Raw genomic sequence first — 23,905 nt, forward strand, 5'->3', positions numbered from 1 at the left:
TCCGCGCCTCGCCGCGCTCAGACGCGCGGCTCCGTGACCCCCGAGGGACGAGTCATAGGCGTTGTCTATGACTGTCGTCGGTGAATGACCGCTACCGGCGCGGCTGGCGGAGGCGAAGCCTGAACTGGTGATCGTTCTCACCGAGCCGGCCCGCCACCGGGCTCTGCTGTGGGCGGCCGGACTCGGGCTCGCCACACTTCTGGGCCTCTTCGCTACGGCGGTCGGCACCCTGCTCCCCGTCGTCGGCGCTCCGGTCATCGCAGTGCTCGTCGGAGGACTGCTGAGCCCGTACGCCCGGCGGCGAGCCGAGGCGGTCGAGCCCGGTCTCACCCTCGCCAAAGGCACTCTGTTGCAGCTCTCGGTCGTGCTGCTCGGCGCTCAGCTGTCGATCGCCGAAGTTCTACGCGTAGGCGCGGGATCGCTGCCGGTCATGCTCGGCACCCTCGCGGTATGCCTACTGCTGGCTTGGCAGCTCGGCCGCAAGCTCGGAGTCCCCCGGGATCTGCGTACGCTCATCGGCGTCGGCACGGGGATCTGCGGCGCGTCCGCCATCGCGGCCACCACTCCGGCGATCCGCGCCCGCAGCACCGACGTGGCGTACGCGATCTCGACGATCTTCCTGTTCAACGTGGCGGCCGTGGTCGTCTTCCCGCCGCTCGGGCGGGCCCTCGGACTGAGCGAGCACGCGTTCGGGCTGTTCGCTGGGACCGCGGTCAATGACACGAGTTCCGTGGTGGCCGCCGCTTCGGCCTACGGACCCGACGCCGCTCAGTACGCCGTCGTCGTCAAGCTGGCGCGTACATTGATGATCATCCCCATCGTCCTCGGCCTCACCGCGCTCACTCGCAGGCGCGACGGTCTGCCTTCCGCATCCGGGGCACGGCGGATGTTCTCGCTGATCCCGTGGTTCCTCCCGGCGTTCCTGGCCACCGCCGCGCTACACAGCGCCGGGTTGATTCCGGCTGCCGTCGGGCCCGTCGCCCACCAGGCTGCTCTACTGCTCATCGCGATCGCACTGGCGGCGGTCGGTTTGTCCACGGACGTCGCCGCGCTACGCCGGGCCGGGCCGCGGCCGCTGCTGCTCGGCCTCGTCCTGTGGGTCGCGGTCAGCGGAACCAGTCTGGCCCTCCAATTGCTCGTCGGCGGATGAGCGGCCTCGGCCCGGGCGACTGTGCCACACTGCGGACGATGCCACTGCCGCCCTGGATCAGCGATCTGCCCGCGCTCGATCTGCTCATCTCGGTCGCCGAGACGGGCAGTGTCGGCCGCGCCGCCCAGGTGCACGGCATCACGCAGCCCAGCGCCAGCGCTCGGCTGGCCAAGTTGGAGCGCCGGCTCGGGGTGCCGCTATTGGTGCGTACGCGGCGGGGCAGCCGGCTCACCCCGGCCGGTCAGGCCGTCGTCGCCTGGTCGCAGGCCGTGGTGGACGCCGCGCAGGCCCTGGCCGACGGCGTACTCACGCTCCGGGCCGATCGGCAGGCCCGGCTGCGGGTCTCGGCCAGCCTCACCGTCGCCGAGCACCTCCTGCCAGCGTGGCTGCTGAGCCTCCGCCGGACTCACCCCGGTCTCGACATCTCCGCCGCCGTCGCCAACAGCAACGGCGTCATCGATGCGGTACGCACCGGAGCAGCCGACCTGGGCTTCGTCGAGTCGCCGAACGTCCCGCCCGAGCTGAGTTCCCGGGTCGTGGGCGAGGACCGGCTGGCGCTCGTCGTGGCGGCCGGATATCCGCTGGCCGCCCATGCTTGGCGGCCGTTGCGCCCGACCGATCTCGCCGACCAGCCGCTGCTGCTCCGCGAACCGGGCTCGGGCACTCGCGACACCTTCCTCCAGGCGTTGGAACACGCCCTCGGCTTCGCACCGAAGCTGCCCCATGTGATCAGCCTCGGTTCGACGACGACGATCCTGGCGACCGTACGCGCGGGCGGTGGCATCGGCGTGATCAGCGCTCGGGCGGTCGCCACTGCGGTCGCCTCCGGTGAACTGGTCGAACTGCGACTCGACGACATGCCGCTGACCCGCCCGCTGCACGCTCTCTGGCTGGGGCGTACGCCCACCGCGCTCGCCGGCGAGCTCCTCGCGATCGCCGCGGCGACCCCCGTGCTCCCCGGCGCTGCCGCGAGCAATACGAGCTTCTCCGGCAACGGGTGCTGACTGCCCGCCGACGCCCGCGCCGTCAGCTGACGACGACTCCCCCAGCGATCACGGTCCGGTCGACGGGCCGCTGCGTGATCGCCTCGACGACGCTCTCGGCCGGGAGGAGCAGCAGGTTCGCCCGGCAACCCGGCTCCAGCCCGTAGTCCGGCAGGCCGAGAACGGCGGCACCGCCCTCCGTCGCGAGGCGAGCCGTCCGCTCGATGTCGGCGTCCTGGCGGTAGCCGGAGGTGACCGCCAGCATCAGCGCCTTGTCGAGCAGATCGCCGGTGCCATAAGGACTCCACAGATCGCGTACGCCGTCGTGGCCGAGCCCGACGCGGACGCCCGCCGCCATGAGCCGGGCCAGCGGCAGCTGCGGAGTCGTGCCCGGAACCGTCGTCGTGAGTGCGATGTCGGCCGCCGCCAGCAGTTCGATCAGGGAACCCTGGCGTACGTCGTCCACCGTGCTCAATGCGTAGCAGTGGGCGATAGTCACTCTGCCCGGCAACCCGAACGCCTTCGTACGCTCGGCGATCCGCTCGATCTGCCAGGCGCCGAGCGTTCCCCGGTCGTGCAGATGGATGTCGAGCCCGGCGTTCTTGTCCGCCGCGATCCCGAAGATGGTGTCCAGGTGCCGAATCGGATCGCCGTCGAACCCGGCCGGGTCGAGCCCACCGATCAGATGCGCGCCCGCGTCGATCGCCTCAGCCATGAGCTCAGCGGTACCTGCGCGGGTCAGCAGGCCGCTCTGCGGGAACGCGACGACTTCGACCGTGACCTGCCCGGCGCGGTCGGCCGCAGCGGCCAGCACACCGGCGACCGAGTCCAGCCCGATCGTCGGGTCCACGTCGACATGACTGCGCACATGCAGGACGCCCCGCTCGATGTGACGGTCGAGCAGTGCGCCGGCGCGTTCGCGTACGGGTCCGAGGTCACCGCGGTTGGCCCGCTCGTTGTCGATCAACGCGGCGAGCGTCGCTCCGGCCGAATGCGGGCGATACGGCGTACCCCATGAAGTCTTGTCCAGGTGGGCGTGCGCGTCGACCAGCGCGGGCAGCGCGATGCGGCCACCGCCGGCCACGACCGCGGCTTCCGGTCCGGCTGGGGCCGCGACGAACAGGCCGTCGACGACGTGAAGATCCGTGGCGGGTCCGCCCCACGGCCGCACATCTTTGATCCAGAGCGATGTCATCCCATGATCCTATGGGTACGCCGCACCGCCCGCCGACGAGCGCCGATGGATTGACAGCCGTCACCGCCGCCCGCAGAATGGCCGAAGTCGTTCGCACGTCGCCCGACCGGGAAGGGCGGCCGTTCCTCTGTTGGAGGCGGTCCCATGCCGGTTGCCGGAAAGATGGTCAGGCTTGCGGTTTTGACCCTGCTAGTGTCCGCTTCGGTGGTGAGCATTCAGACTCCGTCGGCGGCAGCGGTGACGACGCCCCCGATGGGATGGGCGTCCTGGAACACCTTCGCGGCGCAGATCAACTACAACGTCATCAAGGCGCAGACCGACGCGCTCGTCGCCAGTGGCCTCAAAGACGCCGGGTACCAGTACGTCAACATCGACGAGGGTTGGTGGCAGGGCACCCGGGACGCGGCCGGGAACATCACCGTCGACACCGGCGAATGGCCCGGCGGGATGAAGGCCATCGCCGATTACATTCACAGCAAGGGCTTGAAGGCCGGCATCTACACCGACGCAGGACGCGACGGCTGCGGCTACTACTACCCCACCGGCCGCCCGGCCGCGCCCGGCTCGGGCAGCGAAGGCCACTACGACCAGGACTTCCTGCAGTTCTCCCAGTGGGGCTTCGACTTCGTCAAGGTCGACTGGTGTGGCGGCGACGCCGAGGGCCTCGACGCCGGCGCCACCTATCAGGCGATCAGCGCCGCCATCGCCCGGGCGACCGCGCAGACCGGGCGCCCGATGGCGTTGTCGGTCTGCAACTGGGGCAAGCAGAGCCCGTGGAACTGGGCGCCGAGCCTGTCGGCGATGTGGCGTACCAGCGGCGACATCATCTATTTCGGCGAGAACGCGTCGATGGATCGGGTGTTCACCAACTTCGACTCCGCTCAGCATCCGTCGGCGCAGAGCCCCGGCCACTACAACGACCCCGACATGCTGATCGTCGGGATGCCCGCGTTCACCGCCGCCCAGAACCGCACGCACATGAGCCTCTGGGCCGTCTCCGGCGCGCCGCTGCTGGCCGGCAACAACCTGGCCACGATGAGCACGACCACCCGCGACATCCTCGCCAACCGCGAGGTGATCGCGATCGACCAGGATCCGCTCGGCCGGCAAGGCGTCAAGGTCGCCGAGGCCACCGCGGGATTGCAGGTCTACAGCAAGACGCTCACCGGTTCCGGCAAGCGCGCGGTCGTCCTGCTGAATCGGAACACTGCGGCCGCCCCGATCACCTTGCGCTTCGCCGACTTGGGCCTCGCCGCGACCGCATCGGTCCGCAACGTCTGGACCGCGACCGACCTCGGCAGCCTGAACACCAGCTACACGGTCACCGTCCCGGCCCGGGAGGCGGTGCTGCTCACCGTCAGCGGCACGGAGGCGCCCGCCACCACCGGGCGGATCGCCGGGCAGCAGTCCGGTCGCTGCGTCGACGTCAACAACTTCAGCACCACCAACGGTACGCAGGCCCAGCTCTGGGACTGCACCGGCGGCGCCAATCAGCGCTGGACCTACACCCCGTCCCGGCAGTTCACCGTGTACGGGACCAAGTGCCTCGACGCGTACGGGCAGGGCACGGCGAACGGGACCAAAGTCGTGATCTGGGATTGCAACGGCCAGTCCAATCAACAGTGGACGGTGAACTCCGACGGCACGATTCGCGGTGTCCAGTCAGGACTGTGTCTCGACGCGTCCGGCGCGGCGACCACGAACGGCACGAAGCTCATTCTGTGGGCCTGCGGCACCGGGACCAACCAACGCTGGGCGTTCCCCTAGACGAGATGCTCCGCGATTCATCCGGCCCGGCAGTCGGCCCTGCCGAATGGCCGATCGAATACTTGGTCGCCGACGCTTGTCGAAATAGCGCGTCAGCCAGGCGGACTAAGATCACCGTCGATGGGCGATGTGCCAACGGCATCTAGTCACATTCCCGCCCTGATTGCCCCATAGCCATTGGACCGCACGGGATTTCCGCCGACCGGCCGACCGACCCCGAGACATTTTCAGGGCTCTGAAAATCGGGTGAATGGGACACCCGCCTTGACGGGTTCTGCGCGTAGTGAGAACGTATGAAACTGCTACGTGCAGATCGCTGGTAGCAGAATGCAGCAGTCTGGATGCATCTGGATGCACACGTATGTTCAGCGAGCGTTGGGAGAACGCTATGCCTGAGGGAAACGGCCCGGCCGTTATTAGCCGGAGGCTCAGGCAACAACTGCGCGAACTACGGGAGAATGCCGGACTTTCCCAGCGAGAAGTCGTCGAGCAGTTCGATTGGTCTCTTTCGAAACTCGTGCGAATCGAGAACGGGCCCGTCGGCATCGCCGTTGCGGACCTCATGGTTCTCGCCGAACTCTACGGTGTTTCGCCTGACGCCAAAGACCACCTCCTGCGTCTCTTGCGGCAGACCAGACCGCAGACGAAACCCGAGCGATGGTGGATGGAGTATCGCGACGTCCTCCCGTCTCAGCTGCAGCAGTTCCTGGCCCTGGAGTACGACGCGTCGCAGATCTTCATGTTCCACCACTCGATCGTCCCCGGGCTTCTCCAGACCGATGACTACATCGAAGTCATCTGCCGGGAGACTGCGGTGCAGGAAATGGAGCCCAGCCGAGGGGAAAGACTCAAGGAGGTGCGTCGGCGACGGGCGAAGGAGCTCTTCGCCAAGGCCGCCCTCCCCCAGGTGGTCACGCTCCTGGACGAGGCAGTCCTTCGCCGGCCGGTCGGCGGTCCGGCCGGCATGACGGCGCAGCTCCGGCGACTGGCCCAGCTGACCGAGGACGACAAGATGTCCCTCGGCGTCGTCCCCTTCAGCAGTGACGCATACTTCGGCATGACCGGGGCATTCCACGTCATGGGGTTCTCTGGAGACCTCGACCACGACGTGCTCTATCTCGAGAACGCGCCAGGCTCGGGAAGCCTGCAAGACAAGCCCGACCTGGTCGCGTTCTATCGGCAGCGGTTCGACAAGATGTGGGACGGCGCGGTCAAGGGAACACACGCCATCGCATTCCTCGAAACGATCATCGCGGACTTCGCCCGGTAGCCACTCGCGATCAGGCGAGTTCCCCGGACGTCACCGCGTCGACGAACACCTGCCACTCCAGCCGGGTGAAGACGAGGGCCGGTCCGCCCGGGTCCTTCGAATCCCGCACCGCGACGAAGTCTTCGTGCATCGCTACCTCGACGCACCCCGCGTTCACCGTGTCGCAGCGCGCACTCCGACGCCACGCCACCTGTGACAAGTCGATGGCAGACACCATTCCTCCCCATAAGCACAGAGGCCAGTAGTTTGCGGTCTTGTCCGGCTATGGGGCAGATCGGCCATTCGCCCTCGCCGTATGCACACCGTAGCAGTTCGTTCACAGTGCGCATACAGTCATTCATCTCGCTGCGTATATATGACAGCGTCGCTGCATTTGCTATGAGCAGAATGCGGTAAGTAAAAAGCTTCGGCTGGTTCTGCCTCTTGCCAAAATGCCACTCTCGTCGCATAGTGTTCAGCGGCAGAAGTTCGCAAGGGACGGTGTGGACCCGCCAAATGTCCTAACACCACCGTCTATTGAGAATCGATGACCCGGCCGCTCTGCGTACCGAGCAATCCCGGAGAGCGGCGCGCTACCCGGCGGGCCGATCGCCACAAGCGATCCGGCTCACCTCAGCGTGAACACTTCACGCCCGGGGCCCCTCAACCTCGACAATGGAGTCGAACACATGGCTAAGGGCCAGTTTCGCTTCGCCGTTCCGCCGCCTGAGCCGCCATACATCGCCGCGACGATGATCGTCTTCGCGATCATCAACTCGCCCGGAACCGTCCTTGAGCGCGCGGTGCTCATCGTCGCCGCCACTCCCGTGATGGCGATCATGATTCGCGAGTCCCGCTGATCCATGAACGGGCTGACGCGGGACGTGCTGCGTCAGCCCTCACCGATCGCGCAGGCCCGCCCTGGTTAGGGGGTCACTAAGGGTATTCGGCCGGTGTACCGCCGATTATGTTCGCCTGGAACGGCCAGTCAGCAGTCGAGCGACGGAGGTCGTGCGATGACAGATCCTGCGAACATCATCGACGCGGTGCTGGAGGGCGGCCCGGTCGCCCTGCCGGCCGAGCTCCGCAGTCACCGCGTCTCGTGGGCGGAGAACAAGATCAAGGTATGCCACGGCGGCGGATACGAGCACTTCGAGCGAGATCCCGAGGGGACCGCCGAGGATACTCCCGTGATCTTCCGCTGGACCGGCCGCACCCGGATCGCGGAGTAGCGGAGCAGGTGCCGTGATGCGTACGCAGCAGCCGAAACCCGGACCACAGCTCACCGTGAGCGACGTCGCTCCGCTCATCGCGTTCTACGTCGACGTGTTCGACGCCGTCTCGACGGAGCGGGAGTGCCTGCTCGACGGGCGCGTCCTGCAGGCGGAGATGATCGTGGGCGGATACCACCTCACGGCGGTCGAGTGGTACGACGACCCCGCGATCGAAGGCGGCGACGGCCCGGCCGTGCTGACCGTCGCGCCGGACGACCCGCAACTGCTGATCGACCGCGCGCTCGCTGCCGGAGCGAAGCTCGAACCATCCCTCGACGGAGCAACCGGCGTGATGTTCCGGGATCCGGCGGGTCAGCGGTGGGCGGTCACCGGGGCGATTCTTCCTCAGTAGTGCACAACCATGCCGGGCCACCGCATTCGGTCGCCCGGCATCGTCCTGTCAGCGCTTGCGTACCAGGGTGACGCCGTCGGCGAACGGCAGCATCGCCAGATCCACCCGCGAGTCGCCGTGCATCGTCTCGTTGAGCCGGGCCACGGCCGTCGCATCGGCGTCGCCGGGTTCGGGGCTGAGGACGCGCCCGAAGAACAGCGTGTTGTCGACGACCATCAGGCCACCCGGGCGCAACAGTACGAGGCACTTCTCGTAGTACTCGGGGTAGTTGGCCTTGTCCGCATCGATGAACACCAGGTCGACGCTTGCGGAGCCGTTTTCGGCCTCGAGCTTGTCGAGCGTCTCCGCCGCCGGGCCGATGCGGAGGTCGATCCGATCGGCCACGCCGGACTGCTCCCAATACGGGATGCCGAGCGCCGGCCAGCGATTGGTGATGTCGCACGTGATGAGGCGACCGTCGGCGGGCAGTGCCCGCGCCATCCACAGCGCGCTGTAACCGGTGTAGGTGCCCAATTCGAGGACCGTACGCGCTCCGCACAGCCCGACGAGGAGCGCCAGCAGCTGGCCCTCTTCGGCCATCACCTGCATCGTCGTGCCACCGGGCAGCCCGGCCGTCTCGTCGCGGAGTGCTCGCAGGATGTCGTCTTCGCGCAGGGAGTGCTCCCGCACGTACGCGAGCAGGGCCGGAGAGCCCTCAAGCTGGCTGGCCATGCATACCCCTCAAGTCGGGTGCGTTGAGACGGACGGTCGAGGAGGCGTCGTGCATCACGGGAACGAGATGCAGACGCTCCACATCAGACGGATCTGGCGGCGGCAGTATGCCGAGGCAGTCACAGGTATCCGTGGTGTACCCGGCGAATCGGTACGCCACTTCCATCATCCGATTGCGCTCGTTGCGCCGGAAGTCGGCGGCCAAGTGGGCGTCGGCTCGCGCCGCCTGATCGGCGATCCAGTTCAGAATCAGCGTGCCGGCGCCGAGCGACACCACTCGGCACGACGTCGCGAGAAGTTTGAGGTTCCACACGTGCTCGTGCAGTTCCAGCAGCATCACGCCGACCGCGCCGTACGGGCCGAAACGATCGGACATCGTGACGGTCAGCACCCGATGACGCGGATCCTTCACGAGCGACGCCAGCATCTCGTGTGAGTAATGCACTCCGGTCGCGTTCATCTGACTAGTCCGCAGGGTCAACTCCTCGACCCGCAACAGCTCCTCGTCACCGGCCGGAGCGATGGTCGCCACGAGTTCCAGCGAGCGGAGGAACCGCTCGTCCGGCCCGGCGAACGTCTCCCGCTCGGCGTCGCGCCGCAGACCGGCCTGATACATCTCCCGACGCCGCCGGGAATCCTGGGTGACCACCGCGGGCGAGAACTCGGGCAGCCCGGCGAGCTCGGGCAGTTGCTCGGCGGCGTAACAGCGTACCTTCGGCAGGTGGAACTCGACCTCGGCGCGTTCGGCCGGCTGGTCGTCGACGAAGGCGATGGTGTCCTCGGCGAACTGCAGGCGCTCGGCGATGTCGCGTACGGCGGCGGACTTGGGTCCCCAGCCGATGGCCGGGTGGACGAAGTACTCCGCGACGCCGAGCTTCTCCAGCCGCTCCCAGGCGTCCGCGAAGTCGTTCTTGCTGCAGACCGATTGCAGGATTCCCCGTGCATCCAAAGTGGAGAGTAGCGTACGCGTCTCCTCGCTGAGCTGGACGTCGTCGCCCTCCAGCAGGACCCCTTGCCAGAGCGTGTTGTCCAGGTCCCACACCAGGCACTTGACCGTCTTCGTCGGCTCGGCCACGAGCTGTCTCCCCGTCATCCGTGTGCGGCTACGGCGTGCTGGGCCAGCAGCAGCTGGCAGATCTCGGTGCTGCCCTCGATGATCTCCATCATCTTGGCGTCGCGGTACGCCCGCGCGACGACGTGGCCGTCCTGCGAACCGGCGGAGGCGAGGACTTGCACGGCCGCGGACGCACCCTCCGCCGCGTGACGTGCGCTGACGTGCTTGGCGAGTACTGCGGCGAGCACCATGTCGGGTGAACGCGAGTCCCAGCTGCGGCTCGCTTCGAGGCACGCGTACGTCGAGGTGCGTTCGGCGGCGTACAGCTCGGCCAGGTGACGAGCGACCAATTGATGCTCCGCCAGCGGCTGCCCGAACTGCTTCCGAGTCCCGGCATGGGCGGCGGCGGATTCCAGGCAAGCCCGGAGGATGCCGACGCAGCCCCAGGCGACCGACATCCGGCCGTACGCCAACGCGGTGGTCACCAGCATCATCACGGGCCGGGCGGTCGCACCGAGGAGGTTGGCGGCGGGCAAGCGTACGCCGTCGAGCCGGATGTTCGCGTGCCCGGCCGCACGGCAGCCCATCGGGTCCGGGACCTTCGTCACGCGTACGCCGGGAGCATCGGACGGCACAACGACAGCCGCAGCGCCGTCGGCGTACCGGGCGACGATCACCAGGAGGTCGGCGTAGGACGCCGCCGTGGTCCACACCTTCTCGCCGGAGAGGACGATGTGATCCCCGTCGTCGTGAACCGTCGTGGTCATCCCGGCCAGATCGCTGCCCGCGTCGGGCTCGCTGAAGCCGACCGCCGCCAACCGGCCGCCGGCCAGCTCACCCAGATAGCGTCGCCGCTGGCCGAGGTCGCCGAACCGCTCGATCGTCCAGGCCGCCATGCCCACGGAGGTCATCACGCTGCGCAGGGAGCTGCAGAGCGCGCCGACGGACGCGGTGAACTCGCCGGTCTGCTCGCTGCTCAAGCCGCGCCCGCCGTACTGCCGTGGCACCTGGGTGCACAGCAGGCCACGGCCGCCGAGCGTGCGCAGCACGTCCTCCGGCAGCCGACCCGCCAGGTCCCACTCACCGGCGCGGCCGTCGACGAGGGTGCGTACGAGCTCGACGTCGTCCGCGAGGAGCTCAGATCCCGTCGGCAGGGTCACCCGCGGCCTCGCTGTCGTCCTTCAGCCGCAGCACCAGCTCGGTCATCTTGCCGATCGTGCGGAAGTTGTCCATCCGCAGGTCGGGGCCGACGATGGCGATGTCGTAGCTGCCTTCGAGGAAGACGACCAGCTGCATCGCGAACATCGACGACACCAGGCCACCGGCGAACAGGTCGGTGTCGGCCGCGCACGCCGCCTTCGTCTTCGACTTCAGGAACTCCGCGATCGTCGCCGTGACGGCCTCCGTGGTCACCGCCGACGCGGTCGCGCTCTCGATGGTCATACGGCTGCCTTTCCGTAGTCGTAGAAGCCCCGGCCCGTCTTCCGGCCGAGGTCGCCCTCGCGTACCTTGTCGAGCAGCAGGTCACACGGGCGGCAGGCGGGCTCGCCGGTCCGCTCGTACATCGCCGCCAGCGAGTCCACGAGGTTGTCGATGCCGATGAGGTCGGCGGTGCGAAGTGGGCCGGTCGGGTGCCCGAGGCAGCCCTGCATCAGGTCGTCGACCGCTGCGACGCTCGCGATTCCCTCGCCGACGATGCGCGCCGCCGAGTTGATCATCGGGTGGAGCAGCCGGCTCGTGACGAACCCCGGCGCGTCGCGTACGACGATCGGCTTGCGGTTCAGGCACCTCATCAGCCACTCGACGGAGCGCATCGTCGCTTCGCCGGTCCGGTCGCCCCGGATGACCTCGACCATCGAGATGGCGTACGCCGGGTTCATGAAGTGCGTGCCGACGAGGTCCTCCGGGCGCGACACCCATTCGGCCATCTCGTCGACCGGGATGCCGGATGTGTTGGAGATCAACGGCGTACCGGGGTCCACAATGGAGGAGATTTCGCCGAGGACTTTGGCCTTCGCACTCGGCGACTCGACAACGGCCTCGACGACCGCGATCGCGCGACCGCAGTCGTTCAGATCGACCGTCGTCGTGAGCTTCCCGGGCGTACGGTCCGGCGGCACCACACCCAGCAGCGTCGCGTGCCTGGACTGCTGAGCGATCTCCGCTCGGGCCCGGCTGAGGATCGACTCGTCCAGATCGACCAGGAGGACGTCGGCCCCTTGGCAGCGCGCCATGGTGGCGATCCCCGTGCCCATGACCCCCGCGCCGATGATGGCGATCGGGCGGGCCGTCCCACCGTCTTCGCTGGCAGACATGCCGCCCCTTTCCCACTCCGATACGCGATCCGACTACCGGCACGCTATTGACGGTCCTTGCGAGGGAACACCCCTACAGTGCGGTGCCGCCCCCTGTTATCGCGGTCGCCGAGGAGGTGCGGCTTCGCGCCGGAAGCGACGGCTGCTCGCTGTCGAACTTCTGCCGCACGTAGTTGAGATCGGCCAGCAGTCCGGACGCGGTCACCCGATGCCCGCCGACGGTGCGTACGAGCTTGCGCAGGGGCATCGCGCCGATCTCGGCCCACCGAAGCCGGCCGGTGTCGTCGATGTAGCCACGAGCCCGGCCCGCGTTGTCCGGATGCAGGCAATAGGGCACGTCGAGGTACCCGTGCTGGAAGGCGAGCACCAGTGCGCGTCCGACATCGCTGTCCAGGTTCAGCACTGCGCTGATGAGCGCGTACGCCTCGGCATAGATCTGCGAGTCCGGCGCCGGTGGCGGCACGTCGGCGACGCCGTAGGTGCGGGCCCAGTCCTCGGCCGTCTCCAGCGCCTCGACGTTCTCCTCGATCGTGGGAATCCGGATCGACTCCGCGACCGTCTTGACGATGAGGCGTTCCGATCCGGTGGCGGCCGCGACGCGTACCGCCTCGCCGAGCAACCGGCGCGCACCGGGCGGCGTCGTCGGATACACGCCCATGTACGCATAGATCACCACGTGCCAGTCCTCGGTGGGCAGCATCTCCGCGCAGAGCCGGCGGAGCGCCCCGACCGCTTCGATGTCCTGATCGAGGCTGGTCTGCTGGGCATAGCTGACCGAAACGCTGGACACGCCCCGGGAACAGAAGAACAACGCCTCCAAGACGGTCACCGCAACCAGCAGGCTCGGCGGGCACAGCTGCCCCATCAGGCAGCCTCCGAAGGTCTCCAGATGCGGCCGGGCGGCGGTGGTCAGCGACACGAAGAGGTCGACGCATTCCTCCCAGTTACGCACGGACTCCGCGAGCGGCGTCTGCCCGTAGGGAAGGCAGTAGGAGACCGGGCCGCCCTCGGTGGCGGTGATCCCGACCTGGGCGAGAGCGGTGAAGATGTGCTGGGGGACGGCGGATCCGTGCCGCACCTGGACCGGGAACGCCGGCTCGTGCAGATCTCGCAGAACGGCCGCCGTCGTGGCGGCGTCGTGGCTGGCGATCGGATAACCGTTGAGCCCGGTGCCGTCGCGCAGCGCCCGGCGGACCGCGTCCAGGTCGCCCACCCGGGTGAAGCTGTCCAGCGTGATGGTTCCGACGGTGGCCGCCCGCGCCCGTCTCGTGGCCAGCAATCCTGCCCGCATCTGCTCGGGACGGCCGAAACCCATCCGCGGCTGCACCACGAGATGACCGGCCGCTCGCATCCGGCGTACGTGGCGGCCGAAGTCGATTCCCGCCGGGCTCACGGCGTCTGCGGTCATGGCGTCAGGCTCGCCTCGATGGGCAGCCTCGACTGCCGCTCCGGCAGCGTACGCAGGAACTCGTGGAACTCGATGCCGTCCCGAGCGCCGTCGTCGAACACCGCGTCGAAGCCGCCTTCAAGCAGCTCGGCGACCCGGTCGCCCAACGGCGTACCGGTGATGCCGAGCTTGCCGCCGATGATCGTCGGCGTATCCTTCAGGCGGTCCTCGGACCGCAGTCGGCCGATCAGCCGCAGGCCGTCCTGGCAGCCGTGCCCGTTCACGCTGCTGATGACGATCAGCGTGGGCGCGATCCGCAGGCATTCCCGCACGAGCCGCTCGTCGGAGACGCACGAGCCGAGGTTGACGACCGAATAACCGAGCTCTTCCAGGAACAGCTGGAGGAAGACCAGGTTCCAGGTATGCGCGTCGGACGCGGTCGCGCTCACGACGACGGTTCCCAGACGAGGGACTGGTGGCGTTGCGTACGAGTTGGTTTCAGACGTCATAGGAACGCACATGCTCGACCCGCGACCTGGACTGGACCCGGCCGCCGCGGACGACGACCTCGAGCGGAGCCGGTCGGCCCAGGAACATCACGAGGCTCGCCGTGAGGCCGTATGCGCCGGCATTGGGGATGGCGACCAGGTCGCCCTCGCGCAGCGACGGCACGTCGATCTCGCGACCGAGCGCGTCCCCGGGTGTGCACAGTGGACCAACGAGGCTGGCCTTCTCCACCGGTTCGCCCTCGTCGCAGCCGACGGCGACCGGCAGGAGCCGGCCGAGGCCGGACATGCCGCCGAAGGTGTTGATGCCCGCGTCGAGGATGACGAACTTGCGGCCCCGGCTGACCTTGACGTTGGTGACCCGGGTCAGCAGCTTGCCGCTCGACCCGACGAGGAAGCGCCCGGACTCGCAGGCGATGCGCGGCTGCCCGGTACGCCATTGCGGAAACGCGCGATCCAGCGCCAGTTCCAGCGCCGGACCCAGACCCGGATAGCTCTCCCGGGACCCCGGTACGCCATAAGGAGCGTTGAAGCCGCCGCCGATGTCGAGGTACTCCAGGGCGAGGTCGTGCTTGCGTTCGAGATCCAAGGCGAGCTCGATGGTGTGCTCGAAGGCGCCGATCAGACTGGCCTCGTCGAGCGCGCCGCTCAGCGGGAAACAGTGCAGCCCCCGGATGCGCGCGCCCTCGACTTCGCGAAGCCGGGGCAACGTGTCGTCCAGCGCCTCGCTGTCGAAGCCGAACTGCGACGGTACGCCGGTCATGCGGATGCCGGTGGTCGCGTTGGCCGCGACGTTGTTGATCCGCAGCAGGCAGTCGGCGATTACGCCGTGCCGCCGTGCGACGCCCGCGACGCGCTCGAAGTCGGTGACCGAGTCCGTCGAGAACATCCGTACGCCTTGCCCGATCGCCTCGTCCAATTCGAGCGCGGTCTTGCCCGGTCCCGTGTAGAGGCAACGCTCCCCCGCGACTCCCGCCGTACGCACAGCGGCGAGCTCGCCGGAGGAACTGATCTCGAACCGGCAGACGCGGCCCTCACCCGAAGCCAGCTCCTTGATCAGCTCCGGATGCGGGTTCGCCTTCACCGCGTAGTAGAGCTCGATCGGTTCCGGCAACGCCGCGAACGCCGCGTCCCGCGCGTCGGCGACCTCGTCGAGGTCATAGACGTACGCCGGGGTGGGCAACTCCTGGCCGCCGATCATGCCGCACCGGTCAGGATCGCGTTCAGCGCCTCGCGCGCGTTCTTGCCGTGCGCCGTCAGCGGCAGCTCCCCGACCACCCGGCAGATCGCAGGCACCTTCGCCTTGTCGAGCCGCTGAGCCAGTTCCTTCAGCACCGTATGCGGCTCCAGCGTCGACTCGACGAAGATCACGAGATCGCGCTCGGCAGTCGGCGGCAGTACGGCGGCCGCCCGCACACCCGCGATGTCCAGCGCCGCCGCCTCGATCTCCAGGGTGCTCATGCGGATGCCCTTGCGCTTGAACATGTCGTCCCGGCGGCCCTCGAAGTACAGGTACCCGTCGCTGTCGAGGCTGCCGTAGTCGCCGGTGTGCAGGCGCTTCTCACCCGTCGCCGGGTCCGGCCGGAACGTCTGTGCGGTCAGCTCCGGCAAGCGCCAGTAGCCGGGCATCACGTGCGGCCCGGTCACGACGATCTCGCCGACCTCACCGGTCGGCACGGGCTGCCCTTCGGAGTCGAGGATGAGCACGCGAGTGCCGGGCAGCGGAAGACCGACCGAGGTCGGCCGGAGACCGTCCTCGTCGGGGGGCACGATGGAGACACGTTTGCACTCCGTCTGCCCGAATTGGCGTACCACTCGGGTGCCTGGGAAGTTCTCGCGCAAGGCGGCGATGGTGCTGTCGGGTAGCGCGGCCCCGGTGTTCGTGAACATCCGGACCGGAGGCTTGGCCGCGGTGTCGCGTTCGGACAGTGTGACGATCATCGTCGCCAGCGACGGCACGATCGGCACCACGGTCGCGCCCACTTCGCGCATCCGCGACAAGAGCGCCAGATCGGACTCCTCCCCCGCCAGGACGAGCGTCGACCGGCCGAGGAAGCAGAGCAGGATCTTGTAGAGGCCGTAGTCCCACGAGATCGGGAACCGGCAGAACACCACGTCGGTCGGACGGTACCCGAGGACTTGGTGGATCGACCGGGAGGCGAAGGTCATCTGCCGATGCGGGCAGATGACTGCCTTCGGCAAAGCCGTGCTGCCGGAGGTGTAGACCAGCGTGGCGACGTCGTCCGGAGCGACCTCCGCCGGAAGCTGAAGCGCCGTCCCGGCGGCCGCCACGATGGCCGGCCACAACGTCGTCGCGTCGTGCACCGGCACCTCGGTCAGGCCGCTCAGCTTGGCGGCGGCCTCTCCGGCGGCGATCACCAGGGACGGCTCCGAGTCCGCGAGGACCGCCCGTTGATGGAACTCGCGCATGTCCTTGTTCAGCGGAACGAAGACGACGCCGAGGCGTACTGCGCCGAGGAACATCGCCACCAGCTCGTGGCGGCTCGGCAACTGGACGACGAGCCGGTCGCCCCGGCCCACGCCCTGCTCGCGCAGCCAGGCGGCGAACGCCCAACTGAGGTCGACGAGCTCGCGGTAGGTCACGGAGGCGTCGGCGTCGCGTACGGCGCAATTTCCGGGGGCCTGGGCCGCCGCCTCATCGAGCAGGGTATGCACAAGATCGCTTGCGGCCACTCCAGGCTCCTCTTCGCCGAGGACACGGCAGCCGGATCAGCCACCCGGCCGCCAAGTCGAGGTCGTCAGTTCTCGATGAGGCTCAGGGCTCCGCCCGGGCATGCCAGCACGGCATCCCGCACGGCGGTACGCAGGCCGGCGTCGGGCTCGGCGGTCAGCAGGATCACCCGGCCGTCGTCCTCGTCCTGGTCGAAGACGGCCGGTAGCGCCATCGCGCACGATCCGGACGCGACACAACGTTCGCGATCGATCTCAACCTTCACGACTTCGGTCATGACTCCCTCTCGGCTCGCCGGACGCAGCGTGGCCACCCTAGGGAGCGCGCTGCCCGTAGCCGCGACCCCTAGGAGCCCCTAAATCTCGCGGGCCGCCGACGCGAGACGAGGCCGGTCGACCTTCCGATTGGCGTTCAACGGCAGGTCGTCAAGGTGATGAAAGGAGCGCGGGATCATGCGCTCGGGCAGGACGTCGCGGAGATGGCGTACCAGGGTCATGGCGGGCACCGGAGTTCCCGTGTAGAAGACGACCAGTTCCAGTCCACTCTCGGTCTCCCGAGTCACCGTGACCGCATCGGCGACCCCGGCACAGCCGCGTACGGCGTGGTCGATCTCGGCCAGCTCCACCCGCCAGCCCTGTACCTGCACCTGACTGTCGAGCCGGCCCAGGTACGCGTATTCGCCACCGTCGAGCCGGCGTACCCGGTCACCGGTCCGGTACCACCTCCGGCCGTCGAGTTCGAGGAATCGACCGATGCCGTCAGCCGGGTCGAGGTAGCCCGGCGTCAGCTGCGTACCGGTGACGCACAGTTCGCCGTCGCCGTCGGTGGGGCGGCCGTCCAGCCCGAGGACCAGGCAGTCGTGACCGGGGTGGATCGCGCCGATCGGCACCACGCCGTTGACCGCTCCCGCTTCGGAACGGTCGCCTTCCCACCGGTGCCGAGAAACGGTCACGGTCAGCTCGGTCGGGCCGTACAGGTTCTCCACTCTGGACTGATCGGCGGCCAGCTGCCATTCGGCCGCATCGGAGCACCGCAAGGCCTCACCGGCGAAGAAGCTCCATCTGAGGCCGGGCAACGACCCTTCCCGCAGCCCGCCGAGACGGCGCACCAGACCGATCGCGCTGGGCGTCGAGAACCACACCGTCATACGCCGCTCGCGTACGAAGGCCGGCAGATCACGATAGGCCTGGCCGGGCAACGGATGCACCGCCGCGCCCGCGCCCCAGGCGCAGAAGAGGTCGAACATCGCGCAGTCGAAGTTCAGGTCGAACGTCTGCGAGAAGACGTCTTCGCCGGTGAAGTCGTACCGGCTGTCCAGCAGGTCGAAGTAGTGGATCGCGTTGCCATGCGTGATCGGTACGCCCTTGGGCCGCCCGGTGGAGCCCGAGGTGAACAGCACGTACGCCACGTCCTGCGGATCGACGAGGCTGGGCTCGGTGAGCGCCCGGCCGGAGCCGAGCTCGTCCGGCAGCAGCAACGGCACCTGCGCCGTGATCTCGCCGAGCCGTCCCGCCAACGCAGCACCTTGGTCGTCGGCGATGAGGGCGGTGACCCTTACGGCTTCCAGCATGCTCCGCAGCCGCTCCGGCGGAAATGAGGGGTTCATGGGGACGACCGGGACACCGGCATACAGCCCCGCCAGCAGACCGGCGTACGCCGCCCGGGTCTTGCCGGCCAGCACGGCGACCGGACCGACTTCGGCTCGTTCGCGAAGCCGTCCGGCCCAGGTCGACGCCGTCGCATGGAGTTCGTCATAGGTGACGGTTCCGTCCGCGGCGTACAACGCCGGCCGGGCCGGGGAAGCCGACAGCCCGCGCAGCACCCGATGGTGCAGTCCGTGGTTCATCCGTCCTCGCAAACTAGGGGATCTGCCCGGCCGCCGTCGCGTGCTACTTTTCGCACGGCCACGCGGGTCGTATCTCGATAAACCCGTTAAACCCGATACACGATGAATCGGAGCCGACAATGAGAGATGAGCATTTCGACCAGACGCTCCGGAGCCACTTGCCGTTCCTGGGGCCGGGCGAGGCGCTGCACGACGACGCCGACCTGCGCGACCTTGGGCTCGACTCGCTGGGCACCGTGGAGCTGCTGGCGTCGCTGGAAAACCGTTACAACGTCCGGTTCGTCGACGACGCGCTGACGCTCGAGACGTTCGCGACGCCGGGCACTTTGTGGAACACCCTTTCGCGGATGGCCGGCACCGCGTCGTAGCAGGCATCGCGAAACCGCGGCATACCGTCAGGCCGCGTCGGCGAACGCACGCCGCCGGCGCGGCCGCAGGGCGGTCCGCGGCGAGATCGGTACAGTGTGGACGTTCCGGGTGGTCACCCCGACCCGGCCGAATAGACTGTCCGGGCCGGACACGTAGACCGTCTGAACGCCCTGTGCCACCAGCGTGGCCACCACCGACGGCCAGCGCACCGGGCGGACGAACCCCTCCGACAGCATCGCCCGCACACCGGCGCCGTCGCGTACCAGCCGCCCGTCTTGATCCGCGACGATCGGGATGGCCGGATCGGCGAAGGTGAGCTGCGCGAGGACCTCCGTGTCCATCAGCTCCCGCAGACCGCCGAAGACGCTGCAATGCATCGGCGGGCGCATCACGTACAGCGGCAGCGCCCCTTTCGCCCGCAGGCTGGCGGTCAGCCGGTCCGAGACTCGTTCGCGTACCGAGATCATGTAAAGGTCGTCGTCGACGTGGCAGGACATCTCATGCCACTCACCGTCCGCGTCGAGTTCCGCTTGCAGGGCCGCGAGCACGTCCGGCGGCGTCCGGGCGAAGGAATGCGTGATGACGTCCGTGTGCTCGGAGCTGAAGTACCGCTCCAGCACGCGCGCCCGCTGCACGGTCAGCCAGATCGCCTCCTCCACGGAGAGCACCCCCGTGTACGCCGCGGCGGCCTTGCCGCCGAAGCTCGGGCCGGCGCAGACGACCGGGCTGAGCCCGCTGGTCTCCTCCGCCCATCGAGCCAGCGCCAGGCAGACGATCAGGAACGCCACCTGGGCGTACTCGCTGTAGTCGCCGGTCGCCTCGTGATACCGGTCGAGCAGCGAGTCGCCCAGCACCTCGTCGGCGACGGCCGTCAGCTCGCGGGCGTACCGGTTGATGAGCATGAACCTCGCGGTCTCGTCATAGCGCATCGGCCCCATGCCGGGAAAGACGATCGCGGTCGCCTCGGAAACGCCGGTCTCCAACGCCTGCCCCCTTTCCGGCACGTGCTCTCGGGGCACGTACGGCCCCGCCAGGCTAAGCCGGGGCCGACTGCGCCTCCCACCCCTAGGCCGCCCCTAGCTTGGCGTCAGCTCGCGATCACCACCGGATGCCCGCCGCCCACCGCACCGTCGTCGAACGGATCTGCGTTCATCTCCACCGGAGACTCCTGTTGTCCTTCGAGTCCCGCCGACAGCCCGACTCGGCCGCTCACGCCGAGCTTCTTGTAGACCCGGGTCAGGTGCTGTTCGACGGTGCTCACGGTGATGTAGAGGCGACGGCCGATCTCGCGATTGGTGTGGCCCCGTGCGGCGAGCGCGGCCACGCGCCGCTCGGCCTCGCTCAACGTCGCCAGGTCGTTGACCGCGACGAGCGGGCTCGGCGGAGTGGGCGCGACCTCGGCGATGACCGGCTGCGTCGCGCCGCGCAGACCGGCGTCATCGCCTTGGTACGCCTCCAGAGCGGCCAGTACGCGAGCGAGCTCCAGCCGGTCGCCCGCCAGGCGAAGAAGCGGCACCGCCTTGTTCAGCAGCCGTTCGCGCTGCCCCGCATCGCTGGCGGTGGCCAGCACCCGCAGCGAGATGCCCTGCGTCCGATAGTCGTTGGGCTGGACCTTGTCCAGCTGCTGCGTCACCAGATCCCGGGCGAGCTGGGTGTGCCCCAGCCGCACGTACGCCTCGGCGAGATCGCTGCGGATGGGGATGAGCGCCGGCACGTCGATGCCACGCTCGCTCATCAGCTCGCCGCAGAACTGGAAGTCCCGGGCGGCGGCCAGCACCCGGTTGTCCGCCAGGTGGTAGTGGCCGCGAGCGTGCAGGTAACGCAGTCCGGCGATGGAGGTGAACATCGCGTCCGGCACCATTTGCGCGAACGTCTTGTCGGCGGAGTCCAGCTTGCCCTTCGCGGTGTTGGCCAACGCCTGCGTGGCCAGCGGCCAGCCGACGAGCACTCCCCAGCACCGCGCGTCGAGGAGCCCCAGCGCCGTGACCGAGTCGGCGAGCGCCTTGTCGATGTCGCCGCTGCGCAGCGCGATCTCAGCCTGGATGTTGTAGAGCAGGGCCTGCCACGTGACCGCGTTGCGCCGCGAGGCGTGTTCCATCAGCCGCTGACACCACACGGACGCCCGATCGAGCGCGCCACCGCAGACGAGCGCCAATAGCGCGCCGGTGACGACATCCACTGTGGAGTCCTCGAGGGAACAGCTGTGCAGCAGGTGCTCGGCGCTGGCGACGGCGGCCTCGCCCGGGCCGTCGGCCCACATGTAGGTGAGCGTTCGCAACGCGGTCACCCACGGGTCGTCCGACCGCTCCTGGGTGGTCGCCGACCCGGCCGAACCGTACCCGCCGGGCTCCTCGCCGTAGATCACGTGCCGGGCGAGGTCCAGTTCGGCCAGCACGCGCTTGTCACCCGGGTGCGGCGCGCGTTCCAGCGCCGCGACCGTCTTGTCGACCAAGGCGTTGTCGCCGTGCCACAACCCGTGGCGGAGCAGGGTGACCGCCTGGCGGCCGGAGAGCTTGCCGAGTTCCGCCGCGTCCTCCAGAACGCTCAGGTACGGCGCGACGGCCAGCGGCGCGTTACGCCACATCGCGCGGGTTAGGGCTTCGGTGATGACGACGCGCTCGCGGTCGTCCGCCGTCGCCGCCAGCGCCAGCTTCAGATAGCGGATGGCCAGATCGCTCTGCTCGCCGGTCATCGTCTCCGCCGCGGCGGCCTGGAGCATCAGCACCGGCCAGCCGCCGGTCACGTGACCGGACTCGGCGATGTGCGCCGCGACGTCGACGGCGGGACAGTTCTGCTGATAGAGCAGCTCGGCCGCCCGGCTGTGCAGAGCGGAGCGCGCGCAGGCGCTGAGCGTGCCGAGCGCGACCGCACGAGCGGCCTCATGACGGAACCGGCCGTCGCAGAGCACCCCGGCGAGGGCCAGGATCTCCATGATCTCCACGACGGAGGTCTGCCCGATGTCCAGCAGCCGCGACAGCGACTGAGGCGTGGCGTGCTTGTCGAGCACCGCGATCCCCTGTGCGACCGTCAGCAGCTGCGGGAACCAGCGGTGCAGGCAGGTGGCGATCGCCTGGCTGAACGCGGCGCCCACGACCGGCCGGCCCTCGTCTTTGAGCCGGCCGTCGCGCATCGCCGTGCGGTAGTCCTCCATGAGCGCGTTGACCAGCATCGGATTGCCGCCGGTCAACCGGTGATACGCCGGTGCCAGGTGTGCCGCGGCAGTCGGCCCGGCCGCCTTGGTCAGGGCCTCCGCGATCGCCGGTCCCGACATCGGCAGCAGCCGGAGCCGATGATGCGGCTGCCGGGTCAGCTCGGCGTGGAACTGCGAGTGCTCCGGCCGTGGGCGCTCGCATTCGGTCAGCACCATCATCACCGGCGCCGCGGCGATCCGCCGTCGCATGTAGAGCAGCAATTGCAGAGACGCGCTGTCGATGTGGTGCACGTCGTCCACCACGATGACGAGCGGCCGGTCGAGCGAGAGGCCCAGCACCGCACCGCACAACGCCTGCACGACCTGCACGACGGCGTACGCCGCCAGGAACGAGCCGTCGTCGGCGACCGAGTCCATCGCCTCGGCCCGGGTCAGGTCGGTGAGGCGCTGGAGGACCTCCTTGGGCAGCTCGGCGCTGCGCAGGAGCTGGTCGATGACGCCGAACTGGACCGGCCGCTCGGTCAGCGACCCGGCGGCGGTGAGGACGAGTGCACCCGCTGCCGCCGCCGCGCTGGAGAACTCGTGCATGAGCGTGGTCTTGCCGGTCATCAGGCCCCCGCTGACCAACACGACCTGCCCTGCTTTGTCGGTGATGCGGGTGAGGAGCCTCTCCAGCATCAGCCTGCCGTCGCGGATCCCGACGTAGTTCGTCATGCGCTACTCCCGGGCCTTCTCATCGGCGGCGCCGGCCGTCAGCGCGCCCGCTGCGGCGCACGTCCGATCGTCGATCCCTGCACGAGAGCCCGGCACAAGCTGCCAACACCCGCGGTATGTCTGGATACACGGATCCATAGCTGTCTCCCCCGAGAACGTCTTCATGTCGCACCGATGAACCAGGAAGGCTCCTAGATCACCAACCCACCCGCGGCCATCGGGGAGTGATCGTCCACTGCGCCACTGAGTCCACTCCAAAGTCGTTCATAAATATCGCTACGCGTGAATTGCCCGGCAGTCGGTTCCGATGGTATGACTGCCCGACATCTAAGCGCCGACATTGATGAGCCGCAACCCCCTAGGCAAGCACCTGTGGATAACACTGCGGTCGGACTTCCGATATTCCTCGATCACTCGCTCGGACGGACCAATTAGGACATCGGTACCGTCTCGGGAGGATTTCGAATTCGGCCGAATTCCCTTGGCGTACTTCCGCGAACCTCCGGCGCAACCTGCGCGTTTCAGTAGGTGCACAAGTCGCCTCTTCGGGCTTTCGTCACATTGCCGCAATGCAATCGACAACAGCGCGCAATGCCACCGCGGCGTACCAGCGTCATCGATCAAGTGTGAAACGATTACAGCAAGTCCACTTTGTCGCCAGAGTCGCACCGTTGCGGAAAGGAATGCCATGCGAAGGCCGGTGGAGCGACGCCCACCGGCCTTCGTGACGCTGGTTCGAGTGAGCCGCCCGGGTTCAGGCCTGGTCGCCGGCCGGCACCTCGGCGACGGCTCGGGTGCCGACGATCGACGTGGGCTTGAACACGCCGAGCTTCGCCGTGCCGTTGAGCGAGTCGCCGTCGATCTTGACCTTGTAGTGGATCGTCATCGACATCGGCTTGCTGAGCTTGATGGTCCAGGTCAGGTCGTCGCCGTCGACGACGCCGTCGACCAGCGGCTCGGGCCCGCTCGGACCGGTCAGGCTGCCGGTCAGGGTGGCGCCGGACGTGACGAGGATCAGTTCGCCCTGCATAGTGCCCATCGGAGTCTTCATGCTGACGTTCCAGGTGCCGTCGATGCTCATCGGGCCTCCGTTCGTTGGCGGTGATTGACGCGGACGGCCGTCCGCGACGGCCGGCCACCGGCGGGCCCGAGTGCGGCTTGGTCTTCCGGTCCGCGCCAGGGAATCGTCC

The 23,905-nt window shown here is 68.5% G+C and carries 24 protein-coding genes; 8 read left to right on the plus strand and 16 right to left on the minus strand.

Annotated elements, in window-relative coordinates:
• The first annotated feature begins 127 nt into the window (after positions 1–127).
• The gene (locus HOV77_RS22770) at positions 128–1,150 is read left to right on the plus strand and encodes a putative sulfate exporter family transporter (RefSeq protein ID WP_290864814.1); all 1,023 of its coding nucleotides are present in this window, start codon (positions 128–130) and stop codon (positions 1,148–1,150) included.
• A gap of 38 nt (positions 1,151–1,188) precedes the next feature.
• Positions 1,189–2,154: a LysR family transcriptional regulator gene (locus HOV77_RS22775; protein ID WP_290864816.1), complete on the plus strand. Its 966-nt coding sequence runs from the start codon at positions 1,189–1,191 to the stop codon at positions 2,152–2,154.
• A gap of 22 nt (positions 2,155–2,176) precedes the next feature.
• Here the strand turns inward: HOV77_RS22775 and HOV77_RS22780 are convergent, their stop codons facing one another.
• Positions 2,177–3,328, minus strand: coding sequence for an amidohydrolase (locus HOV77_RS22780; RefSeq protein ID WP_290864818.1), 1,152 nt, complete (start codon positions 3,326–3,328; stop codon positions 2,177–2,179).
• A 207-nt stretch (positions 3,329–3,535) separates the two neighbouring features.
• Here HOV77_RS22780 and HOV77_RS22785 point away from each other — a divergent pair, with 207 nt between their 5' ends.
• Both HOV77_RS22785 and HOV77_RS22790 read left to right on the plus strand, forming a co-directional pair.
• Positions 3,536–5,095, plus strand: a complete 1,560-nt coding sequence (locus HOV77_RS22785) for an RICIN domain-containing protein (protein ID WP_290864820.1) — start codon at positions 3,536–3,538, stop codon at positions 5,093–5,095.
• Positions 5,096–5,456: 361 nt separating this feature from the next.
• On the plus strand, positions 5,457–6,365 hold the full coding sequence (locus HOV77_RS22790) for a helix-turn-helix transcriptional regulator (protein WP_290864822.1): 909 nt from the start codon (positions 5,457–5,459) through the stop codon (positions 6,363–6,365).
• A 10-nt stretch (positions 6,366–6,375) separates the two neighbouring features.
• Here HOV77_RS22790 and HOV77_RS22795 read toward each other — a convergent pair whose 3' ends face one another.
• Entirely contained in the window at positions 6,376–6,582 is a 207-nt protein-coding gene (locus HOV77_RS22795) for a DUF397 domain-containing protein (RefSeq protein WP_290864824.1), read from the minus strand.
• Between the two features lie 451 nt (positions 6,583–7,033).
• On the opposite strand from HOV77_RS22795, the gene HOV77_RS22800 reads away from it, so the two are divergent.
• The 3 genes from HOV77_RS22800 to HOV77_RS22810 all read left to right on the plus strand — a co-directional run bounded on the left by HOV77_RS22800 (position 7,034) and on the right by HOV77_RS22810 (position 7,970).
• Entirely contained in the window at positions 7,034–7,204 is a 171-nt protein-coding gene (locus HOV77_RS22800; protein ID WP_290864825.1) for a hypothetical protein, read from the plus strand.
• 156 nt (positions 7,205–7,360) lie between these two features.
• Positions 7,361–7,576, plus strand: a complete 216-nt coding sequence (locus HOV77_RS22805) for a DUF5988 family protein (protein WP_290864827.1) — start codon at positions 7,361–7,363, stop codon at positions 7,574–7,576.
• A 16-nt stretch (positions 7,577–7,592) separates the two neighbouring features.
• Positions 7,593–7,970, plus strand: a complete 378-nt coding sequence (locus tag HOV77_RS22810; protein WP_290864829.1) for a VOC family protein — start codon at positions 7,593–7,595, stop codon at positions 7,968–7,970.
• A gap of 48 nt (positions 7,971–8,018) precedes the next feature.
• On the opposite strand, the gene HOV77_RS22815 is transcribed toward HOV77_RS22810, so the two are convergent.
• From HOV77_RS22815 to HOV77_RS22865, 11 genes are all read right to left on the minus strand, one after another.
• A complete protein-coding gene (locus HOV77_RS22815; protein WP_290864831.1) occupies positions 8,019–8,681 on the minus strand; it encodes a class I SAM-dependent methyltransferase in 663 nt (220 codons plus the stop codon).
• Complete coding sequence (locus HOV77_RS22820) at positions 8,665–9,774, minus strand: HAD-IIIC family phosphatase (RefSeq protein WP_290864833.1); 1,110 nt, start codon at positions 9,772–9,774, stop codon at positions 8,665–8,667. Before HOV77_RS22820 ends, HOV77_RS22815 begins: the two co-directional genes overlap by 17 nt.
• Entirely contained in the window at positions 9,771–10,895 is a 1,125-nt protein-coding gene (locus tag HOV77_RS22825) for an acyl-CoA dehydrogenase family protein (RefSeq protein WP_290864835.1), read from the minus strand. The genes HOV77_RS22820 and HOV77_RS22825 overlap by 4 nt, the downstream gene beginning before the upstream one ends.
• Entirely contained in the window at positions 10,873–11,178 is a 306-nt protein-coding gene (locus HOV77_RS22830; protein ID WP_290864837.1) for an acyl carrier protein, read from the minus strand. Before HOV77_RS22830 ends, HOV77_RS22825 begins: the two co-directional genes overlap by 23 nt.
• Positions 11,175–12,050 carry a 3-hydroxyacyl-CoA dehydrogenase family protein gene (locus HOV77_RS22835; protein WP_290864839.1) on the minus strand — a complete coding sequence of 292 codons (876 nt, stop codon included), beginning with the start codon at positions 12,048–12,050 and terminating at the stop codon, positions 11,175–11,177. The genes HOV77_RS22830 and HOV77_RS22835 overlap by 4 nt, the downstream gene beginning before the upstream one ends.
• A gap of 73 nt (positions 12,051–12,123) precedes the next feature.
• Positions 12,124–13,458 (minus strand): methylaspartate mutase, encoded by a 1,335-nt coding sequence (locus HOV77_RS22840; protein ID WP_290864841.1) that lies wholly within the window; start codon positions 13,456–13,458, stop codon positions 12,124–12,126.
• A complete protein-coding gene (locus tag HOV77_RS22845; protein ID WP_363260766.1) occupies positions 13,455–13,886 on the minus strand; it encodes a cobalamin-dependent protein in 432 nt (143 codons plus the stop codon). Before HOV77_RS22845 ends, HOV77_RS22840 begins: the two co-directional genes overlap by 4 nt.
• A gap of 49 nt (positions 13,887–13,935) precedes the next feature.
• Positions 13,936–15,144, minus strand: a complete 1,209-nt coding sequence (locus HOV77_RS22850; protein ID WP_290864845.1) for a type III PLP-dependent enzyme — start codon at positions 15,142–15,144, stop codon at positions 13,936–13,938.
• A complete protein-coding gene (locus tag HOV77_RS22855; RefSeq protein ID WP_290864847.1) occupies positions 15,141–16,637 on the minus strand; it encodes an AMP-binding protein in 1,497 nt (498 codons plus the stop codon). The genes HOV77_RS22850 and HOV77_RS22855 overlap by 4 nt, the downstream gene beginning before the upstream one ends.
• Before the next feature lie 65 nt (positions 16,638–16,702).
• Positions 16,703–16,912, minus strand: a complete 210-nt coding sequence (locus HOV77_RS22860) for a ferredoxin (RefSeq protein ID WP_290864849.1) — start codon at positions 16,910–16,912, stop codon at positions 16,703–16,705.
• Positions 16,913–16,990: 78 nt separating this feature from the next.
• Positions 16,991–18,481: an AMP-binding protein gene (locus HOV77_RS22865; RefSeq protein WP_290864851.1), complete on the minus strand. Its 1,491-nt coding sequence runs from the start codon at positions 18,479–18,481 to the stop codon at positions 16,991–16,993.
• Between the two features lie 119 nt (positions 18,482–18,600).
• On the opposite strand from HOV77_RS22865, the gene HOV77_RS22870 reads away from it, so the two are divergent.
• Entirely contained in the window at positions 18,601–18,849 is a 249-nt protein-coding gene (locus HOV77_RS22870; RefSeq protein WP_290864853.1) for a phosphopantetheine-binding protein, read from the plus strand.
• Positions 18,850–18,876: 27 nt separating this feature from the next.
• On the opposite strand, the gene HOV77_RS22875 is transcribed toward HOV77_RS22870, so the two are convergent.
• From HOV77_RS22875 to HOV77_RS22885, 3 genes are all read right to left on the minus strand, one after another.
• On the minus strand, positions 18,877–19,869 hold the full coding sequence (locus HOV77_RS22875) for an ACP S-malonyltransferase (RefSeq protein ID WP_363260769.1): 993 nt from the start codon (positions 19,867–19,869) through the stop codon (positions 18,877–18,879).
• 68 nt (positions 19,870–19,937) lie between these two features.
• Positions 19,938–22,715 (minus strand): helix-turn-helix transcriptional regulator, encoded by a 2,778-nt coding sequence (locus HOV77_RS22880; protein ID WP_290864855.1) that lies wholly within the window; start codon positions 22,713–22,715, stop codon positions 19,938–19,940.
• Between the two features lie 754 nt (positions 22,716–23,469).
• Positions 23,470–23,796, minus strand: a complete 327-nt coding sequence (locus tag HOV77_RS22885; RefSeq protein WP_290864857.1) for a hypothetical protein — start codon at positions 23,794–23,796, stop codon at positions 23,470–23,472.
• Between the last annotated feature and the right edge of the window lie 109 nt (positions 23,797–23,905).

It is taken from the genome of Hamadaea sp. (assembly GCF_013362815.1).
GTDB lineage: Bacteria > Actinomycetota > Actinomycetes > Mycobacteriales > Micromonosporaceae > Hamadaea.

Coding starts and splice junctions, on each gene's coding strand:
- HOV77_RS22775 (WP_290864816.1), top strand. CDS start 1,189: ATGCCACTGCCGCCCTGGATCAGCGATCTGCCCGCGCTCGATCTGCTC.
- HOV77_RS22780 (WP_290864818.1), bottom strand. CDS start 3,328: ATGACATCGCTCTGGATCAAAGATGTGCGGCCGTGGGGCGGACCCGCC.
- HOV77_RS22790 (WP_290864822.1), top strand. CDS start 5,457: ATGTTCAGCGAGCGTTGGGAGAACGCTATGCCTGAGGGAAACGGCCCG.
- HOV77_RS22795 (WP_290864824.1), bottom strand. CDS start 6,582: ATGGTGTCTGCCATCGACTTGTCACAGGTGGCGTGGCGTCGGAGTGCG.
- HOV77_RS22800 (WP_290864825.1), top strand. CDS start 7,034: ATGGCTAAGGGCCAGTTTCGCTTCGCCGTTCCGCCGCCTGAGCCGCCA.
- HOV77_RS22805 (WP_290864827.1), top strand. CDS start 7,361: ATGACAGATCCTGCGAACATCATCGACGCGGTGCTGGAGGGCGGCCCG.
- HOV77_RS22810 (WP_290864829.1), top strand. CDS start 7,593: ATGCGTACGCAGCAGCCGAAACCCGGACCACAGCTCACCGTGAGCGAC.
- HOV77_RS22815 (WP_290864831.1), bottom strand. CDS start 8,681: ATGGCCAGCCAGCTTGAGGGCTCTCCGGCCCTGCTCGCGTACGTGCGG.
- HOV77_RS22820 (WP_290864833.1), bottom strand. CDS start 9,774: ATGACGGGGAGACAGCTCGTGGCCGAGCCGACGAAGACGGTCAAGTGC.
- HOV77_RS22830 (WP_290864837.1), bottom strand. CDS start 11,178: ATGACCATCGAGAGCGCGACCGCGTCGGCGGTGACCACGGAGGCCGTC.
- HOV77_RS22835 (WP_290864839.1), bottom strand. CDS start 12,050: ATGTCTGCCAGCGAAGACGGTGGGACGGCCCGCCCGATCGCCATCATC.
- HOV77_RS22840 (WP_290864841.1), bottom strand. CDS start 13,458: ATGACCGCAGACGCCGTGAGCCCGGCGGGAATCGACTTCGGCCGCCAC.
- HOV77_RS22850 (WP_290864845.1), bottom strand. CDS start 15,144: ATGATCGGCGGCCAGGAGTTGCCCACCCCGGCGTACGTCTATGACCTC.
- HOV77_RS22860 (WP_290864849.1), bottom strand. CDS start 16,912: ATGACCGAAGTCGTGAAGGTTGAGATCGATCGCGAACGTTGTGTCGCG.
- HOV77_RS22865 (WP_290864851.1), bottom strand. CDS start 18,481: ATGAACCACGGACTGCACCATCGGGTGCTGCGCGGGCTGTCGGCTTCC.
- HOV77_RS22870 (WP_290864853.1), top strand. CDS start 18,601: ATGAGAGATGAGCATTTCGACCAGACGCTCCGGAGCCACTTGCCGTTC.
- HOV77_RS22880 (WP_290864855.1), bottom strand. CDS start 22,715: ATGACGAACTACGTCGGGATCCGCGACGGCAGGCTGATGCTGGAGAGG.
- HOV77_RS22885 (WP_290864857.1), bottom strand. CDS start 23,796: ATGAGCATCGACGGCACCTGGAACGTCAGCATGAAGACTCCGATGGGC.